Raw genomic sequence first — 25,269 nt, 5'->3', positions numbered from 1 at the left:
ATTTACTCTACCTCTAGCTTGGATAGTTGTGCGCTCAGAGTGGCAACTTGTTCCGAAAGGGTTTTTATGTTTTTACGTATTAATGGAATTCGGTTAACGGCCAGCTCATGTTTTATGGCAATATCTTTGGGGCGCGCAGGGTTACCGAAATAGACCATTCCAGCTTTGAGCTCTTTTTTCGGTGCCACACCGGAGCGAGCTCCTAAAACAACACCATCGCCAATGGTAACGTGATCACTGACGCCTACGTTTGCTGCAAAAATCACATGGTTTCCTGTGGTACAACTACCCGCAATGCCGGTAAAACCACAAAGAATATTATGCTTGCCTAATTTTACTGAATGGGCAACTTGCACTAAATTATCAATCTTTGTCCCTTCTCCAATAACGGTAGCCCCCATGGTCGCGCGATCTATAGCGGTATTCGCACCAATTTCCACATCATCATGAATAACCACTTTACCTACATGAGGCACTTTTAAGTGCTTGCCATCAACAAAAGTATATCCAAAGCCATCAGAACCAATAACGGTGGATGCATGAATAATAACTCGCGAACCGATTTGACAGTGATCGTACACGGTGACATGGGGATGAATGGTTGTATTCGCACCAATGGTGACGTCATGGCCGATATATATGTGGCTTTTGAGGACGCACTGATCGCCGATAACACTACCGGCTTCAATGTTCACATAGGGGCCAACATAGACATCTGCTCCCAATTGCACGCCCTCACCAATAACTGCTGTCGGATGAATACCTGGTTGGATTTTCGGAGCTGGGTGCAAGTGATGGAGAAGAGAAATAAATGCTTTAAGTGGGTGAGCTACTTGGATTACAGGTTTTTCCGTACTTTCCATACCTTGAGCTACTAAAATTGCTGCAGCAGGTGATGCCTCTACAATTTTTAGGTTGTCAGTACTGTCAGCAAAAGCCAGTGTCCCAGGTGTAATATCATCAATAGGGGATAATGCTGAAATCCGAATAGAATCATCGCCGATGACGGTCCCTTGTACTAAACGTGCTATCTCATAAAGCGAAGCATTCATTTTATTGGCCTCTAAAATTTGCAAAATTGGCTGATTATATACTCCTTATGGTGTCTTTTCGAGTCTGTGCTGAAAAAGCTTATTGCGCCTCTACACAGTATTAATTTGCGCAAAATTAATCGCTCTCTTTGTGATCTCTTAATGATCGCTTAATAATCATTTTGTATAATTTGTCTAATTTTTAAATTTATAGTGGTTATCATGAACAGGAAAAAAATATTTCGTATATCGACGGTTTTATTGGGGGCGTTGCATAAATTAGAGCAGGCTGATGAAAACAGTGCTGCGTTTCATGTGAATGTAGTTCTTGATGCTTTAAAGCAATTTAAAACGGCAATTAAAGAATCCTCGAAGCTGACAGCAGATGTGCACAGCTTGTTGCTGCAATTAGACATTATTGATAATACCGAACTTTTAACACAGTCATCTTTTTGCGCGGATATAAAGGAAAATGTAGAGCAGATTTTAAAGCTTTTGGATATTAATGCGCCTGATATGATTTTTCTGCTAACGGCCCCCTTTGATGAAGATGCTCGTACTGGCGATGGGCAATATGCAAAATCGTTGGTTAAGGGATTTTCACAACATTCGTCAACACCCTGTATTTGGTTAAAACAAAAGGATGAGCATTATTCGATTCCATGTACTCCAGGACTCCAACCTATTCCTACAAATTCGATCCCTACAGTCACTGTACTGCAACCTGTGGCTAATGAACATACGGTATTAAGTGGTTATTCTTGTGAGACGAATGAGAAACTAAAGGAAGCAATTCATTGCATTGAGCGTAAAATTACTTTACGTACACCGCAAGTTATACTCGGGGCTAATAATGAGTTGTTACGTATTGGTTTTATGAGTGGCACGCAAAAAATAATTTTTGGGCGTGAGGATGTAGTTGAGCGGCTTGCATTAGTATCTGAGCAAATAGCTGAACATAAGACGGATTCTTCTGGAAAAACGGTGGAAGAGTTGAACAAGGGGCTTACACAGATTACTCAATATAAAAGCGACACTTACCGTCTTTTAATTTCCACGTCGAGCTCGGAACCAAATGTAAATGAACCTCCGCTTGTGGATTCCACAAATGAAAATAGTACACCTAAACAACGAACCAATAAAGAAAAGGCAGTTGATTTATTTGAGCAAATGATTCAATGTTCGCAACAATACGGAGTATCGGTTTCTATAAGTAAAAAAACTTTTGAAGACAGTACCAAACCTGAGGCGTGTTTAATCGCTATTCTCAAAGAATGGAACCTTGCGGTAAAAAAAGCAAAAGCATTCAAGGCTCGGCTTAATGAGCTGGGAGAGGCTGAGTTGTTACTTACTAGTTTGCAGGCGGCATTTGAAGCGCCACGCTATGATAAGGGCGAGTTAGTTGCTGCTCTAGAGCAACTTTCGGGAATTCGTGAATCATTTTATGATTTTAGCACGCAGAAGGTTGGCAAACGCGAGCAAACAAAACCTGATGGCACTGCAGAGTTTTATAAAGTTTTGGAAATTGCAAAAGAAGATGAAGATAGAAAAAACATTATTAACCAATTAGCCGAAACGATGATAAAGCTTGGTGAAGGCAAGAAATTAGGTGTTGATATCCACATTCGAACACCAGATACCGGCGCATTTTTTATGCCAGCGGATATCGAGATATTTCAACAGGCGGGGATTAGAGTCAACATTACGGTACATGAATACAAACAAAATTATACGCGACGTTTTTTACAAAAAATGCTCCATGATTTACTGCGTAATGCGGATTCCGTACTATTTTTTAACGAAAAAGATAGACACAATGCGGTATGTGCAGCCCAAAATGGCGACTTAGATAGAGAGCGTAAGGAAGAGCATCATTGGGCGATAACTCCTTATAATTTAAAAGATAAAGCTGGACTAACGGTTGCATCCCAAGAGCTTAGCGGCACTTCATTATTAACACCAAAAGAAGTGATTCAAAAAGAACCCAATATTCTTAGTTTTGGTACGATTAGACCCGGAAAAGGCTTTGAAGAGGTCTTGAAAATTGGCATTGAGCTCAAGAAAAGAGCAGATTCAGGCTTACATAATTTTAAGGGAGTTGTTATTATTAGCGGCGATCCCCAAGATACGAACTTAATGGAACAATTTTTTGCAGAGCGCTATGGTTTGGAGAATTTAAAAAGATATCAGAAGGAACTTCAACAATCTTCCATTGATTATAAGACCATGGATAACAAGCAAAAACAAAATTATTGGAAAAAAGCGAAAGTGGCGCTCGAAAAAGAAGTCGAGAATAAGTTACATAACCCTTATATTGAGATTCATCCCTGGTGTGAACTTCATGAACTTGCGGAATTAAAAAATAGAAGCAAATACGTTTGCCGTATGGATGATATGGGCATGCGTAACAATGGTTCGGCGATTATAAGTGTCTTAGATGTAGGTGTTATTTATACTAAATGGGGAACCGTTACGGACCATGATTATTACCCGCATTCTGTTAAAGATCATGAAAAAGGTATCTATGGTGAAGCTGTTGATTTAGGTAACAATAAGTATGGCCTTCATCAGGGGGCAAAAGAATGGGATAAGAAAAAGAAAGTCGAGTCAAGTTACAAACGTAAGCCCATGGCGCGCGATCCTATAAATGATATTTTACCCTCTATTATAGGAAGAGAAGAAAATCAGCAAAAATATGCGCATGACTTGACTGAGTCGGCAAATTACAAGACGGTTGTCGCGGCACAAAAGTTGTTAACAGAGCGATTTACTTTACAAAATGGGGTTTTAAATCTGCAACAGGCTTTTGTTTTAGATGGGCAGGAACAGCCTACTCAGCAGCTTGTTGATAGGGTGGTACCCTTGAGCCCACAAAAACCTAACCGTTTCAGTGGGATTCATGGGCTTAGTATGCAAGCAAATCGTCATGTTTTCTTTAATGAGCAACAAATATGGAAGTCGACTCAAGAGGCTTTAGTTATAGAAGATGCAGTTGACAATAATAGTGAAATAGCGGAGCAAATTCCAACTCAAGGAACAGCATCGCTTAATGCTTAGGATTAGTATATGAATAATGTTGAAATGAAGGCGAGTAAATTAGATGTATTATTGCGAAATGCAAGCAGTGGTAATAACAAATCCGAAGAGGAAAAATTAATAGACTACCTCAATAGTTTTACCTTAATCGATTTAATTAATTTACTTGCTGAGAATGAGCATTTATATACCGAGCTAAAACACCCGCGTTATGCTCCTTACTGGGATAAGGAGCTGACCAATTTGCCCATAGCAACAGATAATTCTTCTTTTGCATTTAAAAAGCAAAAAAATGTCGCCTCGTTGGATTTTCTTATGGGGTATATCCTGGCGATTCAATTGGCAGGAGAGGAGCTGGTGCCATCGTATGAGCAGTTTTTTGAATTGGCGACAACATATCATTCATTGTATGCCCTTCATTTAGGGATTCAATTTCTGTTACGCTCACTGCAGGAGGCCCCCAACATTGCTGCTGAGGATTTAACTCATTATGAAGAATTAGTGCTTAATGAGATAAGGCATCATGGTACTCCTGGCTATTTATTGGCCTCCAGTTTTTCTTTTCATTTAATGGGCTTGAAAATAAATGGGGCTCGAGAAATAGATGATGTGGCTGAGCGGTACGATATTTTATACTTAAAGGATGGGGATCTGTATAAAACTTATTTCTATGCGGTTATTGCTCGACTTTTGGAACCTTGCTCAGAAAATGAAAAGCATAATGCCTATTTGGGCGACTCCTTCGCTAATTATTATCCGGTAGGTGTTGATTCAATTGAGCAAATAGAAAAATGGTTATTACAGCGCTATCCTACAAAATTCACAACAAAAGTACAGCATGATTTGAATGCTCTTGCTTTAGAGGCTATTCACGATCTTCAAAATTATTTAGATCAAAGGCAAGTTGAGAGGGCTTTTATTCGTTCACCCGAGAGCCCAGGGCGGAATCAATATGGCGAAACACCAATATTAATAGCTGCCAGACTGGGTAATTTTAATGAGATGGTAGCGCTCGCTGGAGTTCATGGAGTTGAGCGATTAAAAGATACAGATAATCACGGTAATACCGCGTGGCATTTTGCTGTCTTAACACAAAATATTGTTTTACAAGCTTACTTGAAACAAAATGTTCCTGAGCTATTATCTATTTCAAATAAATATGGTTATGTTGCACCTGATAGTTCTTTGGCCAAACACTATAAATTTTTTCAACCCGCAGCGGCGGTAAATGAAGAGATATTTGCTTCTGGTGTAGAGGCTGAGCGAATTGGTGAAGGCACGTACCTTAGCTAAATTTTCACTAATAAACCTGGCCTATTATTAACTTGTCCAGGTTTTTTTAAATCATACCTTTCCTTTTTAATAAAAATCATAAAATGAATTCGCATTCTATTTATTCATCGGCTACACTGTTTAATTATCGAGCACTTTGTTTTGGGGATATAGTTGGCGTATAGCTTAAATCAATATGCGTAAATCTATGGTCGTGAAACTATTTGTCATCTTACAGGGTGATTTTTTCAGATAAGGACATCGTTATAAATCATTGAGTGTATGGCAATTTAGCTAAGCTAGTGGAGCTAAATTATGAGTAAGTCCTATCTAATAAAACCGCCTATAACCATTTTTAAAGAGTATGATATTCGCAATCCAATTGGCGAAGATTTGAATGAAAATACTTATTATACCTTAGGCGTTGCTATTGGTAGTGAATTACAAGAACTATATGGATTACACACGCTGTTGCTGTGTCGAGACAGTCGGCCTAGTAGTAATATGTTCGCGGATGCCTTGATTAAAGGCTTATTATTCACTGGAACAAATGTTATTGATATTGGTTGTTTACCCACACCAGTACTTTATTTTGCAATGCATGATTTGCAGTGTCAGTCAGGATTAATGATAACCGCAAGCCATAACCCTGCGGTTTATAATGGGTTGAAAATCATTTTAGGCAAACAAAACTACCATGGCGAGCGATTACGTTTATTGCATCAACGCATTATGGAGCAACGATTCTTGATTGATGATTCGGGGCGAGCACGAGTGGTGGAGTATCCTGAAGAGCAAGTGATTAATAAGTATATTCGTATGGTTAAAGCAAGTTTAAGAGCGATTAAGCCATTAAGAGTGGTTATCGGTGGTGGCAATGGGGTTGCATGTCGTCTAGCCCCTCAATTATTAATTGCTTTAGGTTGTGAGGTTATTCCTCATAATACTGAGGAACAATCAGCAGCATCTGCAGAGGAAAACTTAAGTGGCCTACGCCGGGCAGTTCAAACACAACAAGCAAATTTGGGGCTTGCTTTTGACGGGGATGGCGATCGTCTGAGTGTTGTTGATCAAAACGGTTGCGTCATTGCTTCGGATTATTTGCTTTTAGCATTTGCTGATGCACTACTAAAAAAAATAGCGAAACCAGCAATTGTTTTTGATGTTAAATGTACCCGTCATTTGCAGGATTATTTAAGTGCTCATAATGGTCGTGCCATTATGGCAAAAACCGGTATGGCACATATTATGGCAACGATGAGTGAGCATCGAGCCGCTATTGGCGGTGAATATTGTGGTCATTTTTATTTTAGCGATCGTTGGTTAGCGCATGATGACGGGCTTTATGCCGCGGCACGAGTGTTAGAAATGTTGAGTGAGCAAACTAAAGATAGCCATCAATTTTTCGAGCAATTTCCTAAGTCATTAAGCACTGGCGAATTAAAAATTGGCATTACTGAGGGATTAAAAACTCAATTCATGCAGCAAATAGTTCTGCAAGCCCCAGATTATTTATCTGGGGAATTAGTGCATATTGATGGGTTAAGAGCAAATCTAACCAATGCTTGGGGGCTTATTCGTCCATCAAATACAGGGCCTTATTTAACCGTCCGTTTTGAAGCCAAAACTTATGAGGCTCTGCAAGATATTAAATGGATGTTTGGCAAATTAATCAATGCTATCAATCCCTTACTAGCCTTGCCGTTTTAGTCGCCTGGTCAGTTTACCCCGGGAACTGATGGTTCTTGGGGGGGCAATGACGACCATGCTGCATTTTCTTGAAATTGCGTCACATAATATTTATTCGCCCAGCGTGGATGCAATGCATTGGCGGGGATGTCTTCCACGGCATTATCAAGCGTTAATGTATAATTTTTCAGGACAAATGCAATTAACGTTTTAAATACTACATTAACAAAAAGCCCGCCGGCAGGACAGGAGCGCGGACCAGAGGAAAAGGGGAAAAAATGCGGGCCACTAAAATGAGGCACTCTATGTGTAAAACGTTCAGGTGTAAATTCATTAGGGTTAGCCCAAAAGTCTGGGTCAAGATGTTCTCGTCTGATGGCGCTAAATAGATAACTGCCTTTAGGGACAGGGATATTTCGTTCTATATTATCGTTGCCGACTACCTTTTCTAATAAGGTACTGCTGCCAGTTTTACGTGCAATGACTGCAGTTGGCGAGACAAAACGTAAGGCCTCGGCATATACGGCATCTAAATAGGGTAGTTTATCGAGTGCCTTAAAATCACTAAGCTCTGATAGAGTATTTATTTCGCTAACTAAGCGTTCTTTAATTTGTGGGTTTTCAATTATTTTTGCTAAAGCAATGGTACATAAAGCAGATAAATTACTCTCCACGATCAGGGCGGCACCACCATGTGTATCTTGCAGGATTTGCATTTGTTGCCTTGGAGATAGATTTAAAAAATGGTTATCCTCTGGCTTTTCAGGGGCTACTTGGTCATAAATGTACTGTTTTTGTCCAATAATGGTATTAAATGATCGGGAAATAAGTTTGCTTGATAGAGAGAGCAACTCCTCACTTGCCTGCTCAAAATCTGCTTTACCTGGTTTACTATGTACTATTTTTTCACTCATGGATTTTAGAGTAGGAATGTCTGCAAGAGAGACCGGTTTAAGACCAAAGACCGTGCCGCCAATAATATTGGTGCAGACTAAGCTGATTTGAGTTTCTATATCCACATCTGCTTGCCAGTTAGCACATTGCTGTTTAATCAATTTTAGAGTTTCGGTATTGACCCGTTCGGTAATGTTTAAGTGTGATTTTATTTTCGTACGCTCTTGGATTGCTTCATTGCTCGACAAGTTAACAATGGTTTTTTTCTTGATGGCTGCTTCCATTACTTGAAATGGTTCCCGGGCTTGTGGATCTACAGGGTTTTCTCCATAACTGGCTATTATTGGAACGGGAGCCATAACTAAGGTGGCTAATTGATAGTTGGGTGCCCAATAGGGACCAACGACCAGTTTGCCTACTCGTTCGGGGGTATTTTTCATACGACGATAACATTCATCCAAGATCCAATCACGATTAAAGCCGTGCCAAACTAATTCTGGCAAGTCACCGAAAATATAAGAACGGCCAAAATTGACGACTTGCATTGATACGTCGCCTAACAATTCTAACGTGCCATGATAAATTTGGGTTATAGGAGTAGTGATAAAAGAAAAATAGCCCATGATAAATGATCCTTTTAATAAGTAGACATTTTAAATTTTTCAAGATTTGTAATTAATATCCATCTTATTTTATTGAGGCCAAGGTGTTCAATAGAATCCCTCTTGATTTATGAATTGATGTAGGGGTTAGCCTGGATTCAGAAATAAGTGTTGGTTATGATGAGCAACAACGTTTTTTCGTTAAAGCCAAAAAGTCATCTTTAGACATCGCCAATATTGTACCGAACAGTTCAATTACCCGCCAAATGGATATGGAAGATAATGGGGGGCGAGCCAGCTTCAAACAGTGATGCTGGCTTTAACGCTCGTTCGGCTTATGCAAAATAATATACTCAACATTTTTAATATGCTTTCACTGGAGAAACAAAACCCTGGGGTTTCATCGCCCACAAGGAGCAATCAAGCTTTTGCAAAATATTTTCCGCAGTATTTCCAATAATGAATCCAGCAATTCCTGCTCGTGCTACAGTGCCCATTACTAATACATCAATCTCTTTTTCGGTAATCCAAGTTGGTATAAGTTCTGTCGGATCGCCTTTTAAATGATAAATCGTTGGATTTTCTTGCAGCTTGGCTTGTTTAATTAACTTATGCAAGTTCATATAATTGTTATTACCTTCCTGTTGCACCATCTCTTCAATCGCGTCTGCGGACATATCAATCCAGGCACTATTGCGTAAAAATCCCTCTAAGGCGAATTCCCAGCAGGACAAAATGTTCGACTTTCCAGGGTAGAATTTGGCTAAATGTTGAGCCAATTTTAATAGATTAGACGCTAGATCCTGTTCCGATGTTTCTGTATTCTCAGGGGCAATCGCTACGGCGATTTGAACTGCCTTAGGGTGTTTTAATGGCCGATGTAGAAATAAAGTGCAGGGACATTTGCGTAATAGCGTCATATCTAAGGCTTTAAATCCCTTACCGCCATTATCTTCAGCGGCTTTAACGACTAAATCATGAGATTGGCGGATAACCTGTTGAATAATGGCCAGACTGGGAGTTTTTTCCCATACAATAGCTACTTCGATGTTTTTTTTCTTGGTTAGGTTTATTTGGGCTTCGGTAATCATTTTTCGAGCCTGTTCTTTTAAAAAGGTTTCATATGAGTCTTTATATTGTTCGAAGTCAGAAGAAAATGGAGGGCAGACAATAAGCATTCCTAAGCAGGCCTGATCATGCTCCGCTAATCGTATTGCCTCAGCTAAGGCTTCGGTTTCATTTTTAATACCATTACTCACAAAGAGGATATTACGAAATCGTTTCACAAGATGCTCCTTCCAGGGATAAATAATACGCCTAGGTTTTGTTATTTATTATAGTATAAATAACAATCAAATCTTTAACGCTATTTATTCCTGGAAGAGAGCTAGGTGCTTGGTTATTTATCAATTGTTCCCAAGCCGGGTGATATGGGGTTGTTCCAAGCGGATTAATTTTCCCATTTTACACTCCTGTTGTTTTGTGGTGGTAATTTTACAAATTGGGCTAATATTGCCAATATGCATTAAGAAATCCTATACTCTTATGTATGGACTTTTTTTGAGGATACTCCTGTGTTTAAACGGATATTAGTCACTACAGATTTCTCGGCGCATTCACTCTATGCGATGCAACGTGCAGTTCAATTCACCAGTTCGGTTCAGGGCGAACTGAATTGCGTGCATGTGATCAATCAAGGCTGGATGGATGGAAGTGAGGCAGTACAGCAAGATTGGGTTCACAAAGCAGAGGAGGCTCATGAGCAGGAGCTAAAACAGCTCGTATCTCCATACTCAATGCACTTTACGGTACTTGATGGCCGTGTCCCCGATGAAATCATGAAGTTTATTCAGGATAATGCTATTGATACTGTCTTTATGGGGGCGCATGGAACTTACTATTTAAATGATTTTATTTTAGGCACAAATTCTGAAGCGGTGCTTAAGCAATCCTCTATTCCAGTACATTTAGTACGCCAGCCACCTGGAGGGCCATATGCTCGCATTTTAGTATGCACGGATTTTTCTGATTCCAGTAAAAAAGCAATTGAAGTTGCTTATAAAGCGTATCCGCAGGCTGAATTTTTAGTATTGCATGTCGCTGATGTTTGGTATGACAAAATGGTTAAGCCGCATATGCATGATTCATTGCAAGATAAATTAACTAAATTCTTGGCAGATTGTGCAGTGGATCCAGCTCGTTTTTCCGTAAAATTTATTGGAGGTTATCCAGCCAATGACATTCCGCAGTTTGCTACAGACTGGGGTGCCCATTTGGTGGTATTTGGCGCGCGAGGTCACTCAGCATTGTATTATGCATTGATGGGGCGGGTGAGTGAGCGTTTGGTGCGTGTTAATTCGACGGATATGTTGGTTGTGCCTTAATATAAATTATTGGCACATGTCTACGTTTATGAAATTATTAAGCATAGCCTAGCCTTACTACTTTCAACTGTATCTTATATTTATAAGTTGTAGAAACTGTCTTGAATTAAAATTCAGGGCAGTTGCTACAAGTCATTGCAAAATTTCTTTAACTTAATGGCCTGTCTCTAAAAATACTTACTTAACACCAAAGCTGCATTTGCTCCACCGAAGGCAAAATGATTCGATAAGGCTATATCAATCATTTTTGGACGTGCGTTATTGGCTACATAATCTAAATCACAAGCAGGATCAGGGGTGTCCAGATTGATTGTTGGTAGCAATAGATTATTTTGTAAACTAAGCGTGGTGGCTATAATTTCCATGGCACCAGCAGCGCCAATCGCATGTCCTGTCATCGATTTTTGTGCGGTTATCGGAATTTCATCGGCCCGCTGGCCAAAAACAGCTTTAATCGTTTCTGTTTCGATACTGTCATTGAGTGGGGTGCCTGTGCCATGGGCATTGATATAGTGAATATCATTTGCTGATAAGCGGGCATCGTCTAAGGCTGAAAAAATGGCGCGTTGTTGCCCTTGGGAATTGGGAGCAGTCACATGAAACGCATCGCAGCTGGCTCCAAACCCGATAATTTCCGCATAAATTTTAGCACCGCGAGCTTTCGCTTGCTGCAATTCCTCAAGAATTAAAATCCCTGCCCCATCGGCAATAACCATTCCATCTCGATTAAGATCAAATGGGCTACACGCTTTTTCAGGCGTTTCGTTTTTAGTGGACATCACTCTTAATTTACACCAGGCAGCAAGAATTGATTCCCAGATAAATGATTCCGTTCCTCCACAAATAGCGGTAGATAATCGGCCGTTAGTTATTTGTTGATAGGCTGCTCCTATTGCTTCAGCAGAAGAAATACACGCATTGGAAATCGTTGAGTTAGCCCCTCCAATACCAAATTCAATCGCAATATAATTTGCAATTGAATTGGGCATAGTGCGTAAGACGGAAAGGGCGGGCATTTTTTTCCATCCCTCAAGGTAAATCGCCTTATACACTTCTTCGGCTTCAGACTGTCCACCCATGCTGGTGCCGATATAGGTGCCGGCGTTAAATAATTCATTAGCACTTAAGCCTGCTTGAGCAATTGCATGATGGGCGCAATATAAAGCATATTGAGCGGAACGAGGATAGCGTTTGCTTTTATTAAATTGGGGCAGCTCATCTAGATTAAAATCGGTGATTTCTCCTCCCATTTGTGTAGGGTAGGGAGATGGGTCGAAGCTTTGGATACGTTTAATTCCACATTGGCCCTGGCTTGCTGCATTCCAAAATGTATTCAGCCCTGTTCCTATGGAAGATGTTATTTCCATTCCGGTTATGACTACCCTCTTTTTCATCCCTAATCCTTTTATAAAGAAGTATTTTTTCAAGCTAATACTAAAGGGGGGAAGAAAACTCTGTCAAGATTTTCATTTCTTAATATTACCTTAATGCTTTTAGTGTAGCATTCAGCTTTATAAAACATAGAACAATACGATCTGTTAGGAACATAGTTATGTCAGCAACTAGTACATTAACTGAATTTTATGGCTCTTTTTTCTCTACCTGTGGTCATATAGCTAGAGGCCCTTATACACTAATTACAGAAGCGTTTATTGGTCCTGAGCCTGAACCTGAGGATTATATCTTGGGGCTAGCGGCATGTATTATCTTTTCCACGATACTGCCAATTTTACCGCAAATGTTAATGGTTTCTTTTGGTGTCGCATGTTGCCTGGCAATCGGCGCATTATTTAGCATGCCTATTACTTATTCTGTTGCGGCGTATATTGATGCACAAGAGGACGAGGTTCCCTCTCTGTATCGATTCTGATCTCTTGGTAGTAGCTGCAATTAACTTGCAGCACTTATTGGATTGGAAATTTGTTTTTGTAATTGATCTACTTCAATCATCCAATAATCACAAGCATTTTGAGTTAAAAAGCCCAAACGAGTGTATAAGTTAAGGGCTTTTTGATTATGAGTTTCGACATCAAGATTTAAATCGGGTTTTCCCTCACTTAATGCGTAGTTGATGCAATGAGTAATCAGAGCCGTTCCTAATCCATGACCTTGTTTTTCTGGGAACACCGCAATATCAGACAGTGTTGCCCCATGTTGTTGCCAACGCAAATGGGCTTTACCAATGAGTTGGTTATGTTCAAAAGCCAAAATAATCTGATAATTACGTTCACTCAATATATGCTGAAAACGTGGTTCAAGTTCGGCGTGCGTTTTATGAAAACAGGCCTCGTCTAACAAACATAATTGCGGAATATCATCTATAGTGGCTGTGCGAAAAGTGAGCTGTTTTTTATTATCCAATAACGGACTCAAATTGTGTCGTTCCATGTAGTATTCACTATGGCGATATAAAAAGCCTAGTGTGGGCAGCCAGCGCGCGTTGATATGGGCTGGGCATGAAAAAATCACTTTCGGGTAGTTATGTTCTTGTACTATAGGTAATATATGTCGCAACAATTGTTTCGCAACACCTTTACGTCGGGCTTCGGGATGCACTAGTAATGCGATTTCTACCGCATCTTCATAGAAAAAATAGACACTAACAAAACCAAGTAATTGTTCATTTTCATAATATAGGGCTATCGTAGGTAAGGTTCTGCGTTGTACTAATAAATGCACATATACATTAGGAACGCTGCCGTCGACAGCTTTGCTGAAATTTTTTAGCTGTTCCAAATCATGGAGCTGGTTTTCATTCAATTGATTGGTTGTGCTAATCATGGTTATTTAAATTTATTTGGTTTTTTTAAAGAATAGCATATTGTTCAGTGTAATCCAGGAGCTGCCCTTGATTTGAGGGCTGTTCCTGGATTACAACGGTATTAAAAGTGTAGGTTTAACACTGCTACGACAATTTCCATAATAATTAATACGATAATGATAATTTCAAGATTATGGCCATGGCGGTTATCTAAGTAGCCATTAAACATTTCAAAAATTTCATTCAAGGTATCTAGGCGGTGGTTAATTGCATTAACACGGCGTTGAATATGTAAATAACGCTCAAGCATGGCGAAGTGTTGTTCTAAAGTGGGATGCTGCCAAAAATATTTGGGATGATAAAGGAAATTACTAATTAAATTCATTTCACTTTTCGCACCTAGAATTTCACCAATAATTTGCTGGATTTGGTTACGACTGATCTCCATTTCACCGGTATGGGACAGGTTTAGGATCATCGGATTATATTTTTCAATAAGCGCATCAATGATGGTTTCAAAATATTGTAATTTCACCGATTGTGAAAAACCATAAGAAAGACTTAGTTTCAATTCATCACTATCATCTTCAATCGTTAGACAATCCACATCAAAAAAGTCGTGAGGTTCTATCGTCGTTTTTTCACCCGATTGGAAGTGAAACTCATCATGCACCGACATAGTGACAGGCTTATCCAGTAATTGTTTAATCGTATTTAAATAATCATTAATTTGATAACGCTTAACCCCCCAAGAAACTACGGTTCCATTTTTGAATACGTAGATTGTATGATCTTGATTCGTGTTCGAGGTGAGCTTGATGACATCACGCGTCTTTAATGATGAAAACTCAGAAGAAGAATTTTTAAAATAGGCATCAATGCGTGATAAATCAATTGATTTGGCGATACAAAAGCTTAGACATTCCATGATAGTAGTAACCTACGGATAAAGTGGTGTTCGCTAATAGAGCAGAACATAAGTTAACGAGTGTTCTGGATAATTATACAATAATTTGGGTATTGGGCTCAAATTTTGTTGTATCACTGGGCAGGAAGCTGGGTGAGAAAAGTTGGGCTTCACAAGTTCCACCCAACTTTGCTGTCATATCTCTATGACTCGCTATCAGCAGTTTCGCGACTACTATAGGCTTTTTTCCGATCAGTTGCCCCACTTAACCACTGTGGGCAAACTTCCAAAATCGAAGCAATTTTATCCAGTTGGTCCCTTTCTGGAAGGATGTGTCCAAATATTAGAGAGTTTGCCAAATGGCGAGATATCTCGAATACCTTGGATACCGCTTTGATTTTTTCCGACAATTCTTCGGGAAAACCTAAAGTAGCTAATTCGCGATTGAACCGTTGCGAAAATACTTTACTGTTCATTTTCTCACTCCGTGAAAAAAACAATATCCAGCATTACGCAAATCAAATGCTGTCCTCACACTGATCTATCAATCCCTGAACCAGCATCAAAGAGTTATAACTCATTTTTTTTTAATCGCAAAGTATTTTTTAAAATGAAATCAAACGCTTATCAGCAAGTTATCATTATGCTAAGTAGTTGAGCATGTGTAATCTAATACTTGGAATCATGTTCTTGGTTGTTTTTTAGGCAGTGGGGGTTTTTAAAAAACCTGGTTTAGTTTATAATATGAGCATAATGACTTGTTAATTTTCTTTCTATCATGCAGATACTCTCAATTTTAGGTTTCAGTAAGGTTGGCGCTAATGCAAGTGCTCATGAAGCTCATTTTGGCACCATCGCATATAATGAAAAAGGACAAGCGCGACACGTTATTTTCAAAAAAAATAAACATCCAGGACGATTAGGAGAGCAGGCTTCAGAATTAGAAGCTTGTTTTACCGCAGTCGCTAATGCAATCTCCGCGCCACAACGCAACTTAGAGCAAGACATTGTACGCTACAAGAACGGCAGTATCGCTGGTGTTTGTGCCGAACATGCAGCCCATGCTTTATTGCGTTTACGTGCCGCAGATAACGATATTGTTTTTTTACAGGCAAATAAGAAGTTTACGTCAAGTGCAGAGGTAAGCGAGGCTGAATTTCACGCCTGGATCGAATCCCATAAACCAATTACAACGGAAGTAAGTGATGCTGAGTTCCTGGCTTGGGCTTATGGGCCTGATACCCGAATACGAAACCCTATGCCGGAAAAAGAGGCAGGGGAAGTCAATTCCTCAAAAGCGGTAAATAAATGGGAGGAGTTTAAAGCTATTCATGATGCTAAAGAGGCCTTGGATAAATTTGGTGTCGCTTATTTTCAACGGTTGCACGATTATTGGCAAGAGCGTCGCGATGTCGCCGTAGCCTCAGTAGGACCTTTAGACGAAAAAACTATTTTAGCCTGTTCCGATTATGTGCAATGCTTGCTAGATGAAGATCTTCCTCTGGATCTCAATGCCGTGCCGGCTGATGTTATTGCACGAGATCAGCATGAAGTGTTGGCTATGATTTATGAATGGGAATCGTTAAAGCGAAAATGCGATGATCAATTTTTAGCAAATGTGCAGCAAGAGTTTGATGTTTCTAATCACGGAGTTGGCAAGGGATTTAATTTCCTTGATAAACTACCGCAGAACTTTTTTGCAAAATTGTTGGCTGAAAAAAATAAGGGAAACATCACGATTGATATGGATTCTTTGGCGGATGTATTTACCACCGCCTATGGACTTGAAGAGGATGATCTACACAAGGGGAATATTGGTTATTATGTAACTTTGGAAGCTGATAAGCCCTGTTTCCACTTTTTTAAAATCGATAATGACCTTATGTTTAGCCAGAAAATGATGGCAACTCGCAGTGCTCGCCTCGCGAATCTAACGTATACCGGAAAAGAATTTCGTATTAATGCCGCTGATTTGCAGGGATTCCCTGATTTACGCCATTCAGGAAACCATTATTGGCCAACAAAGCGAGCGTTTTTTGTTGCAGGAGATAAAGCGTACCAAAGCCTGCAAGACCGACTTGCTTATCAATCCCTAAAGCACGACCCTGATTTTGAGTTTGCAAAATGGCAACGTTTCTTAAAACAAGCGGTCATTCCCATTGAGCTCATTAGTAAAGGGATGAAAAAGACTTTAGATGATGCATCGGATGTGGCTGAAGCAAAAAGCACTTTGGCTACGATATTACGGGCAACAAGCTCACGATTTAGTGAATTACGAGTTGCTTTAGTGGAAGTCCCTGAATTCAGAAAATTTATCCTGGAAAATCAGTCTCTAGCAGAAAAGTTTATTCTTAATGAGTTGCAACAATATGCTACTAGCTTAGGTTGTACTAATGACGAAATTGATGCGTACCGAGCAGAGGTCAGCAATTCGTTAAAAGCAGTGGTAATGGCGAGTACGGTCAGTAACTCTAATACTGCGTTGCATACGGCGGTTATTGCTCAGGCTTATCGTTGTTTTGAAACCAGTGAATATTTTTATTCCAACTTAAACAACAAAGATAGCCATGGTTTAACTGCTTTAGATTGGGCTATTACGTACTATGAAATTTACACGGATAATGTAAATGCGAAGGGCTTTACCGATGAGCAACATGGATATAATAATCGCATGCGCACTTATTATGCAGATGTAATTTGCGATTTAACTCGGCATCAAGCAGAGTACACCTCAAAAACATCCGCTGAATTCGCGACGTTGCTTGCAGAGGCCAAGCAAACAAGTTCTTTGAGCATGCAACCACCAGTGACTTCCTTGGAAGAATACAAAAAAGAGTTAGGGCGTATTCGTAGTCAACCAATGGGCACGTTAAAACATGACAAAGAGTGTGCTTTAGAACTTTTGCGTAGAGCGCACTTAAGCAAAGATGAGTTATTACAATTAAAAGAAGAGCTGAAGCCAACAGAACCAGAGGGGGCGTTGAAGTTTATTAAAGAATTACGCTCTGATATCTGGATTGTGAAGTACATCCGAGGCGCTTATGGCACTACGGCAACATCAAGAGAGATGTTTCGTTGCATCGACAGTAAAATAGCGGATCTGGATCGACGCGAAGAACAGCGTGATGCCCTGAATCCAGTGCGTTAATTCATCGTAAAAAAGTTGAGTTTGTAAATAGACCCTATATGATACTCAAAAACAGAAGCAAATTTCACAGGACCTAGATGTTTGGTGTTAATTCAATTGCGGGAAAGGCTTTTTTTAAAGATGCGAGGCAAGATGAGCTTTTTGTAACCAGCCGTTTCTTTACTTTGCAAGGGGAAGGCCCATATCGCGGCCATCCTGCCTATTTTATCCGACTGGCTAAATGTAATTTAGCCTGTTCTTTTTGTGATACCTATTTTGATTCCGGCGAATGGCGAAGTTTTTCCTCTTTATTGGCCGAGGCTGATGAGGTCATCAAGGAGTTTTTTACACGTCGCGCCTTAGCAACTCCAGCATGGGCACAGGGACCGGCAAAAAAAATGGTCTTGGTAATTACTGGTGGTGAGCCCTCATTACAAAATAATCTGTCAGCTTTTCTTGAACAGGCACAATATCAATTTCAATCGTTACAAATTGAATCCAATGGCACGTCGGTTTTGCCTAATCTCCCAGAATCTACCACCTTGGTTGTAAGCCCAAAATGCCTAGAGCATGAGGGAAAAGTGGTTCGCTATCTGGAGCCAAATGCAAAAATGTTAGCACGTGCTGATTGTTTGAAGTTTGTGATGTCAGCCCCGGAAGATAGACGTTATCAAGCCTATAGCGAAATACCTAAGTGGGCGCATGAATGGGCGGAAAAAACCAATAAACCTGTTTTTGTTAGCCCCATGAACATTTATAAAAAAGAACCTCAACGTGTAAAAATGATTCGTGATGAAGGACGAGATCTGACTATGGCAGAGCGTTCAGAAATTAATGAGGTTATTAGCTTTTGGGAACCTGAGCTTTTAGATTTACAAAAGAATCAGCGTAATCATGAATATGCCGCTGAATACTGCATGAAGCATGGTTTTATTTTGAATTTACAACTGCATTTATTTGCGAGCTTGCCTTAGGTCGAGAGACACTATAATTGATACAACCAGGGCCGCTTAGATTGCCTCATCATGTTTACCGTTCACATTGTCTTTTTAAGCCAATCAGCTAGATGCACAAAAGTTTCATCAATAATCCTGATTGCTTGATGATATAAGCTGTCGAAGTGTTCGCGCGCCCCAGTTTTCCAATAGCGCTCCAAGTACTGACAAGCATATTTCATCCGCGTGGTGCCTACGTAAACTGCTCCGCCTTTTATTTTATGTGCAATTCGCTCCACCACATCATAATTTTTTTTCGCAAACGCATTTTTCATCTGTTCAAAATCCGCGGGTAATTCTTGAGTAATCATGAGGGTTAATAACTCTACCAGCATGCAATTCGTACCACAGTTCTTTAGTCCTAATTTATAATCCAGTAAAGGAAATTGCTCTAATTGAAATAATTCCTCACTATGTGCGGGTAAATCTGCTTGGATTTTACTAGCTGGGGGGGAAGCATAGGCAATCCTTGCAGGCACAAATGTTTTTAAGATGTTGATGGCTTGAGCCCGGGTTAATGGCTTGGTCAAAACTGCATCGATACCTGACTCAATGCCGCGTTGTCTGCTTTCATCAAGGGCATGGGCGGTTAGTGCAACGATCGGGGTATGATGGTCATCATCTTCTTTGCTACGAATTTTTTGCGTAATTTCATAGCCATCCATGCCTTCGCCTAAACCTATGTCCATAAAAATTAAATCATAAACAGTGCGCTCATAATATTCTAAGGCCTCATAACTATTTGCGGCGATATCCACCTGGCAGGACAGATTGGTTAGCAGTGCGCGCGCTACTGATTGAGCAATGCGATTATCTTCGACAATCAATACTCGGGTCTTGCTATTTTGGCTCATTGCTGCTGTAGGTTCTAGGTAGGTTGGGATAGCAATTTGTTCCTTATCTACTCCTTGTTCATCATTTAATAAGGGCTCTTGCAAAGGAATAATGCATGTAAAGGATGTACCCTTGTGTAATTCACTGGCGACGTAAATTTCTCCTGCCAAATCATCAATGAATTGTTTTACTACATATAAGCCTAATCCAGGTCCTTTATAAATTCCTTGATAGGATGGGGTCAGACGTTTGAATTGCAGATAAATATCCTGTTGATTTTCTTGGGATATGCCGATTCCAGAATCATGGACTATCAATTTCATGATGAAGTTTCGCCCTTGTTTTTTGGCTAATTCAACGCGAATGGATACAAAGCCTTTATTGGTAAACTTCAGTGCATTCGCCACCAGCTCCAGGATGATTCGGTGAATTCTAATTTTATCGCCGATGACAAAATTGGGGAGGGTCTCATCCCAAATAAGGCTAAGTTTTAATTGTTTTTCCAGTGCGCGAGCTTTATATAATGCCTCAATGTGTTGAAATAATTGATGCAGATCAAATTTTTTCTTTTGCGCGGGCACATCTCCAGTACTCACACGCACCGTTTCTAATATTTCATCCAGCAAACTTAATAAGGCACTGCTTGATGCTACTAAATTATCGGCATATTCTTTGATGCGTGGTTCGCTGGTTTCGGTTTTTAATAGTTCTGAAAAACCCATGATGCCTGATAGGGGCGTACGAATATCATGGCGCATATTAGATAAAAACTCTGCTTTTGCTTTATTGGCTGCATCAGCATTTCGTTGCGCTTCTTTTTCCAAAAAATCGATTTTCTTCTGTAATCGCTGAATTTGCTTTTCAAATGTGAGGTCTTGGCTGTCCATATCCTTTGCGCCTTGGTTTGAACTAATTTTTTAATTATTCATCAAAAGCATAACTTGCTTTCTGGGCAAATACATTAAAAGAAGATGGCGCATAAGACAACCCAAAAGAAGAAAAAATTTAAATCATCCTCGATGGTGAAAATATGGTCATTTAGGTCATTTTGGAAAAAAATGGTAATAAATTTGTAAGAAAATGGATCTTCTTCGCTCAAAATGAGGTATAATGCTGGGCTTAAATTCGAGTCTATTTACATTTAGGAGCACGAAGCGAATGAAAAAGATTATCTTATTAGTGTTGGGTTTGATTGTATCAAGTGCTGCGGCTGCCGAAGGAGCTGAGCCCACAAAATCGATTAATCATACAGTCACGCTTGCAGGACTTCAGCCTGGAGAAGGACGAATTATTCGCGGCGATGTTTTTGAAAACAATAAATTTAAATCAGGCTATTATTTTTGTGCAAGCTCTAAGAGTTCAGTTTACACGATGGAATATTTCTTTTCTAAAAGCCAAGAGCCTTTTCATGTAGAACATTTAACGCGCTTCTCAATCTGTCAAGACGAAACCTTAGCCAATTGCCAAGAGTTCGCTACGGATAAATACCAAACATTTAGAGCACTTGATGGTTATTTACAAAATGATGTAACACATGCCAAAGTAGATCTTTCTCCCCTTAAAGCAGCATATCATTCATGCGAACCTACTCCTGAGATGGATGAATTGGTGAAAAAATCAATTTACTTAAGCGATCGTCTTTTTGCTCACATAGGGTAAATACAAAACGTATACGTAGCCTTGATGAGCGCAGCGTAATCAAGGCAACATCAAAGCCGTATCGAAAAGCCTGCATTGATATAATGTGTAAACCCACCTAGATAACCATACAACTGTTGCCCAACGCTTAAATTGATCATTGCATTTGTATGCACGAGCAATAATACGCCTGCATCAAAATTGAATCCGGCTCCTTGGACTGAATCGATTTTGCTTTGTCCATAGACTTCTGCATAAATCGCAGTCGAGTTTGAGGGCGAATAACTGAGAGAAATATCGGGATTGATACTGGTAAAATAACGTCCGTGGACGGATTGGGAGTCACTTAGCTCACTGAGCCCCAGCATACCACTAAGACTCCACTTTGAACTGATGCTGTAAGTAGCAACGCCATTTATTATTCCTCCCCAACCGAGATTTCCAAAATTGTAACTGCCACTAGGGATATTAACATTTCCTATTACCGCGAAAAGCCATCGATTGTTGTAATGCATTGAGTGCTTGAGTCCCGCAAAGACGCCTGTAGAGCCAGACTTAGGGAACGTTGTTTGTTGAATATAATCAGGTAGTGAAACAATAAATTCAGTCGTTGATGGTAAACCAATGCGAATCTCAGTATTAGGGAAATTATATTGCCTCCCGGCATTTTTGTTTAACTGTTGAACAATAAAATTGGACTCAATAACGACGTGGTGATAAGGGGTAGCACAGGCACTGTCAAGCACACTGGGCCTATCTGCCAAATCCAATAGATCAGTGCAATCTGCATAAAGTTGTTGGGCACAAAACATGATTGAAATTAAAACAAATTTTGATTTGTGCATGACGGTTAATAATTTCTTAACAATTAATCTTATATAATACAGGCATCAGGTGAATAAATCTCACTTTATTTTGGTGAGTGTTTGGCGGAGACGCGAATGAGTAACTCAGTATTATTTGGTAACTTATACAGTGATGAGCGTGATGAAGTGCAATTAGATTCTTATGCCCAGAAGCACTTTAATAAGTACCTTGAGAAACTTGCTGTTTTAGAGCGGAATTTGCACCAGCCAGATAATGATAATATTTCAGCATGGCAAGAATGGGAATATGGATTACGCCAGCTTTATAAGGAGATGATTTTAGATGCCTTTGAAGCATGTAATGTTAAAATCCCTCCCGGAATGGAAATTCATTTTGCCGGCTCTTTAGCAAAGGCACAAGCAACGCAATATTCTGATTTGGATGCTTTTGTTCTTGTCGAAAATGAAGAAGACATAGAGCTGGTTCAACCGGTATTTGATGCCCTAAATAATTTATGCCAACGTATGTTTACGGCAACAAATCAATTATACCCAGACCCCATTGGTATTAATCCTAGCCGACTAATCGGTACACCTGAAAGTTTATACGAAAAACTCCAGGAAGGTGGCGTTCTTGACGCTGAGGCGACGGTACGCTCACTTGTCTCTTCAAAACCTATATTTCTTCCTCGCTATGAACTGGGCGAGCAATTATGCAATAAGATAAAAAATGATCCTGTATTAGGTGCATATTGCTCCGCGCAGAAACTTTATAGTTTAGCGATTCACGACTTTACGGCACCATCGCCAAATGCATCGAATGTTAGTGTTAAAACTCATATTATGCGTCCACTGGATTTTATTTTGATGGGAATGCGCACTGAGTTTGGTTTATATCAGGAAGATGGTGGACATCTTTCTGGGCTAGGGACTATCCGTCTCTTGCGTGAAAAGAAATTGCTACCAGAGGCTGATCTTGATCGTATCGAAACATTGTGTAATAAAGCAATGACTAAGCGCTTCCAATTGCATGCAGAACATAAGTCTGAGCATGATGACATGCCCTATGCTGAAGCTGAGGAAATGTTGGCTGAGGTGGCCTGGCTTAGAGGAATAGCCGCTCAACGATTGCAAGAGTTAAATGCTCCTCGTCCTGAGGCTCCCAGCCCAGAAAAAATACCTGGTTTTTTTGCGCGTAATGCGGGAGTTTTCAAAGGCATGGCGGTAATGACGACTGCTTTTGTTGCTGCGGTTGCGATAGGACTGGGGTTAGGCCTAATCGGTAGCGGAATAATGGCTCCATTGGTGTCCGCTGGCGGGGCTGTGGCCGGTGTTGCAGTTGTTCCGGCAGTCTTATTGGCAGTTGGCACACTTTTGGCGGCTGCAGTGGTTGGTTATAGCCTTTATAAGGGAATACAAGCGATCAGTAACTGGTTCTCTGCTAAAAGCGATATGACGCCAGAAATCGTTAATGATCATGAAAATGACAACATGACCAATAGTTACTCGGGTCCAATGAGCCAATTGGTGCAGGATAAGGCTGCTACTAAGAACGTAGAATCTAATCCGCAAGACGTAGTCGGGTATAACAATGTATTTGCTTTGGTAAGTAACTCTGAGATAATTTCATCTCTAGAAGAACCTCGACCAAATAAAAATCAAGCGACCCTATAAGGGTTTACTAATTAGGGCCTGTTTACGGTTTAGCTGTAGACAGGCCCTATTTGCATCTGTCTAACTCACTCAATATCCTGCTTGATGCAACCCAAAATCATCATCATTTTGGTGTTGTTCAAACTCCAATAACAAATCAATAGTTCCTCGCTTGGGAGCATTGATGTAGGTGGTGATTTGTTGCATTAATTCGACAACATTGGTGGTTGTTCCCTCTAATCTTTGAAGACTCTCCCTAAGCTTTATTTCTAGAGTTAAATCTGATGGTAATTCTAGATGCTGTCTTAAATAGCTTTGAATGGGTTTTTCTTTCTTATTAGACGCGAGGGTTAAGGCAATAATTACGCTTATTAAATCATTATTTTGGTATTGAACCAGTAAGCTTTGATAACGCGAGGCTCGTTCTCTACATTGTGCGGTACCGGTAAAGATATCTAATAATGCAAACAGTCCTTTATTTTCCTGGGCAAGATAAGCAGTTAACCCTAGTTGCAAAGCATGTAAAGTCGCTTTCGTTTGTAATTGTTTTACTAGTAACGCATCTGGAATAACCAAACACGCTACGGAAAAATCATCGCCAAAGCGATGATATTCCCCTGATGTTTGCGCTTGCTTAATTAATAGCTGCTGGGTGGTGTCTACCACGTTCAGCAATTGAGAAAATAAGGAACTTTGATTATTAAAATGTTCGTGTGCTAAACGATATTGTTGCACTTTTTTTTGGCGTTTCTCTCCGTGTTTAGATGTTTCTTCTACCTCAAACTCATGTTCTATTTTTTCTAACTCTTTCGGGAGATAGGTATAACCGATGAGCTCATCTCCAGGCATTACCAGGGTATTAAAAATGGAGTTTCGTTGAGTTACGGAATTAACATGGGACGAGGAATAATTATCAAAAGCATCTTTAGAGCCATCAACTTCAGTATGATAAGTCAGCTGCTCTATGGTTCCATTAGTGCGTTTGATGACTATCCCAGTATCACCAATACCAAAACCAGCGCAATAAAATGCATCTTCTTTTTGATACATCATACTCAATGACATTGTAAATTCGGCGTTTATTGCATGTCGTGTGCGTAAAGAATAGATGGTGTGGATTAATCGCTCGGTAATTTCTTGAGGTGTTTTTTTCGCGGGGGTAGTGCTAAGCTCTACTGAGTAGGGACCCATTAAGGGCACCACATGGTTATCAATGAAGCCAAAGGTTTCTTGCCGCTCACCACCATAAAAGCCATCAACGATAATTTGAAAGGCCATTCCTTCGCTGCTATAGCCGATAACTAATTTGTCATCGCTGTTTTTGGGTTTAGCAATATTTTTTCCGTTTTCATCAAGATGAATAAACAGGCTGGATGCTAAAACTTCACTATTTCCTTGATCTAAGGAGCTAGGGGTAGAGCGGTAAGTTTCTTCATGAAGAACACCATTACATACTTGTGTAATTAAGCCACGCATTATTTATCCTTGAGTATCAAACAAAATATATTATATCAAATTGTGAACAAAATGGTGAAATATGCCAATAAGCATCACTAGACGTGTAGGTTGGGCCCCTGGCCAAACATTGGACTTTGGCGTCGCTCGATGTCGCGTTGGGCCAGGAAGCCAGCTGAGGTGTT

The 25,269-nt window shown here is 40.0% G+C and carries 19 protein-coding genes; 9 read left to right on the top strand and 10 right to left on the bottom strand.

The genetic code is table 11. The features are described 5' to 3' along the window. Window positions 1-2 precede the first annotated feature (2 nt). Window positions 3-1,052 carry a UDP-3-O-(3-hydroxymyristoyl)glucosamine N-acyltransferase gene (gene lpxD / locus J2N86_RS13000; RefSeq protein WP_252579879.1) on the bottom strand — a complete coding sequence of 350 codons (1,050 nt, stop codon included), beginning with the start codon at window positions 1,050-1,052 and terminating at the stop codon, window positions 3-5. A gap of 201 nt (window positions 1,053-1,253) precedes the next feature. Here lpxD and J2N86_RS12995 point away from each other — a divergent pair, with 201 nt between their 5' ends. The 3 genes from J2N86_RS12995 to J2N86_RS12985 all read left to right on the top strand — a co-directional run bounded on the left by J2N86_RS12995 (window position 1,254) and on the right by J2N86_RS12985 (window position 7,049). Beyond that, window positions 1,254-4,088, top strand: coding sequence for a hypothetical protein (locus J2N86_RS12995; protein WP_252579878.1), 2,835 nt, complete (start codon window positions 1,254-1,256; stop codon window positions 4,086-4,088). A 9-nt stretch (window positions 4,089-4,097) separates the two neighbouring features. Next, a complete protein-coding gene (locus tag J2N86_RS12990; protein WP_252579877.1) occupies window positions 4,098-5,360 on the top strand; it encodes a DUF5630 domain-containing protein in 1,263 nt (420 codons plus the stop codon). Window positions 5,361-5,654: 294 nt separating this feature from the next. Then, window positions 5,655-7,049, top strand: a complete 1,395-nt coding sequence (locus J2N86_RS12985; protein WP_252579876.1) for a phosphomannomutase/phosphoglucomutase — start codon at window positions 5,655-5,657, stop codon at window positions 7,047-7,049. A gap of 8 nt (window positions 7,050-7,057) precedes the next feature. Here the strand turns inward: J2N86_RS12985 and J2N86_RS12980 are convergent, their stop codons facing one another. Together J2N86_RS12980 and J2N86_RS12975 are read right to left on the bottom strand one after the other, a co-directional pair. Then, window positions 7,058-8,545, bottom strand: coding sequence for a cytochrome P450 (locus J2N86_RS12980; protein ID WP_252579875.1), 1,488 nt, complete (start codon window positions 8,543-8,545; stop codon window positions 7,058-7,060). 341 nt (window positions 8,546-8,886) lie between these two features. Then, complete coding sequence (locus J2N86_RS12975; RefSeq protein WP_252579874.1) at window positions 8,887-9,810, bottom strand: universal stress protein; 924 nt, start codon at window positions 9,808-9,810, stop codon at window positions 8,887-8,889. A 288-nt stretch (window positions 9,811-10,098) separates the two neighbouring features. Here J2N86_RS12975 and J2N86_RS12970 point away from each other — a divergent pair, with 288 nt between their 5' ends. Continuing rightward, window positions 10,099-10,908 carry a universal stress protein gene (locus tag J2N86_RS12970; RefSeq protein WP_252579873.1) on the top strand — a complete coding sequence of 270 codons (810 nt, stop codon included), beginning with the start codon at window positions 10,099-10,101 and terminating at the stop codon, window positions 10,906-10,908. A gap of 167 nt (window positions 10,909-11,075) precedes the next feature. Here the strand turns inward: J2N86_RS12970 and J2N86_RS12965 are convergent, their stop codons facing one another. Beyond that, complete coding sequence (locus tag J2N86_RS12965; protein WP_252579872.1) at window positions 11,076-12,302, bottom strand: beta-ketoacyl-[acyl-carrier-protein] synthase family protein; 1,227 nt, start codon at window positions 12,300-12,302, stop codon at window positions 11,076-11,078. Window positions 12,303-12,460: 158 nt separating this feature from the next. Between J2N86_RS12965 and J2N86_RS12960 the strand changes: the two genes are divergently transcribed. Further along, window positions 12,461-12,778 (top strand): hypothetical protein, encoded by a 318-nt coding sequence (locus J2N86_RS12960; protein ID WP_252579871.1) that lies wholly within the window; start codon window positions 12,461-12,463, stop codon window positions 12,776-12,778. 20 nt (window positions 12,779-12,798) lie between these two features. Here J2N86_RS12960 and J2N86_RS12955 read toward each other — a convergent pair whose 3' ends face one another. The 3 genes from J2N86_RS12955 to J2N86_RS12945 all read right to left on the bottom strand — a co-directional run bounded on the left by J2N86_RS12955 (window position 12,799) and on the right by J2N86_RS12945 (window position 15,052). Next, a complete protein-coding gene (locus J2N86_RS12955) occupies window positions 12,799-13,689 on the bottom strand; it encodes a GNAT family N-acetyltransferase (RefSeq protein WP_252579870.1) in 891 nt (296 codons plus the stop codon). A 101-nt stretch (window positions 13,690-13,790) separates the two neighbouring features. After that, window positions 13,791-14,597: an RMD1 family protein gene (locus J2N86_RS12950; protein WP_252579869.1), complete on the bottom strand. Its 807-nt coding sequence runs from the start codon at window positions 14,595-14,597 to the stop codon at window positions 13,791-13,793. Window positions 14,598-14,779: 182 nt separating this feature from the next. Continuing rightward, window positions 14,780-15,052 (bottom strand): hypothetical protein, encoded by a 273-nt coding sequence (locus J2N86_RS12945; RefSeq protein WP_252579868.1) that lies wholly within the window; start codon window positions 15,050-15,052, stop codon window positions 14,780-14,782. Window positions 15,053-15,354: 302 nt separating this feature from the next. Here J2N86_RS12945 and J2N86_RS12940 point away from each other — a divergent pair, with 302 nt between their 5' ends. Beyond that, entirely contained in the window at window positions 15,355-17,724 is a 2,370-nt protein-coding gene (locus J2N86_RS12940; protein ID WP_252579867.1) for a hypothetical protein, read from the top strand. Window positions 17,725-17,801: 77 nt separating this feature from the next. Then, the gene (locus J2N86_RS12935; protein ID WP_252579866.1) at window positions 17,802-18,677 is read left to right on the top strand and encodes a 7-carboxy-7-deazaguanine synthase QueE; all 876 of its coding nucleotides are present in this window, start codon (window positions 17,802-17,804) and stop codon (window positions 18,675-18,677) included. A 62-nt stretch (window positions 18,678-18,739) separates the two neighbouring features. Here the strand turns inward: J2N86_RS12935 and J2N86_RS12930 are convergent, their stop codons facing one another. Beyond that, the gene (locus J2N86_RS12930) at window positions 18,740-20,419 is read right to left on the bottom strand and encodes a response regulator (RefSeq protein ID WP_252579865.1); all 1,680 of its coding nucleotides are present in this window, start codon (window positions 20,417-20,419) and stop codon (window positions 18,740-18,742) included. A 271-nt stretch (window positions 20,420-20,690) separates the two neighbouring features. On the opposite strand from J2N86_RS12930, the gene J2N86_RS12925 reads away from it, so the two are divergent. Further along, window positions 20,691-21,191, top strand: coding sequence for a hypothetical protein (locus J2N86_RS12925; protein WP_252579864.1), 501 nt, complete (start codon window positions 20,691-20,693; stop codon window positions 21,189-21,191). A 50-nt stretch (window positions 21,192-21,241) separates the two neighbouring features. Here the strand turns inward: J2N86_RS12925 and J2N86_RS12920 are convergent, their stop codons facing one another. Beyond that, window positions 21,242-22,015 (bottom strand): transporter, encoded by a 774-nt coding sequence (locus tag J2N86_RS12920; protein ID WP_252579863.1) that lies wholly within the window; start codon window positions 22,013-22,015, stop codon window positions 21,242-21,244. Between the two features lie 96 nt (window positions 22,016-22,111). On the opposite strand from J2N86_RS12920, the gene J2N86_RS16125 reads away from it, so the two are divergent. Continuing rightward, window positions 22,112-23,650, top strand: coding sequence for a hypothetical protein (locus tag J2N86_RS16125; protein ID WP_289781834.1), 1,539 nt, complete (start codon window positions 22,112-22,114; stop codon window positions 23,648-23,650). A gap of 69 nt (window positions 23,651-23,719) precedes the next feature. Here J2N86_RS16125 and J2N86_RS12910 read toward each other — a convergent pair whose 3' ends face one another. Continuing rightward, complete coding sequence (locus J2N86_RS12910) at window positions 23,720-25,105, bottom strand: deAMPylase SidD family protein (protein ID WP_252579862.1); 1,386 nt, start codon at window positions 25,103-25,105, stop codon at window positions 23,720-23,722. Window positions 25,106-25,269 lie beyond the last annotated feature (164 nt).

The sequence above is a fragment of the Legionella lytica genome, assembly GCF_023921225.1.
Taxonomy (GTDB): domain Bacteria; phylum Pseudomonadota; class Gammaproteobacteria; order Legionellales; family Legionellaceae; genus Legionella; species Legionella lytica.
The sequence above is the reverse complement of the archived record's forward strand: the minus strand, read 5'-3'. Positions and strand labels throughout refer to the sequence as shown.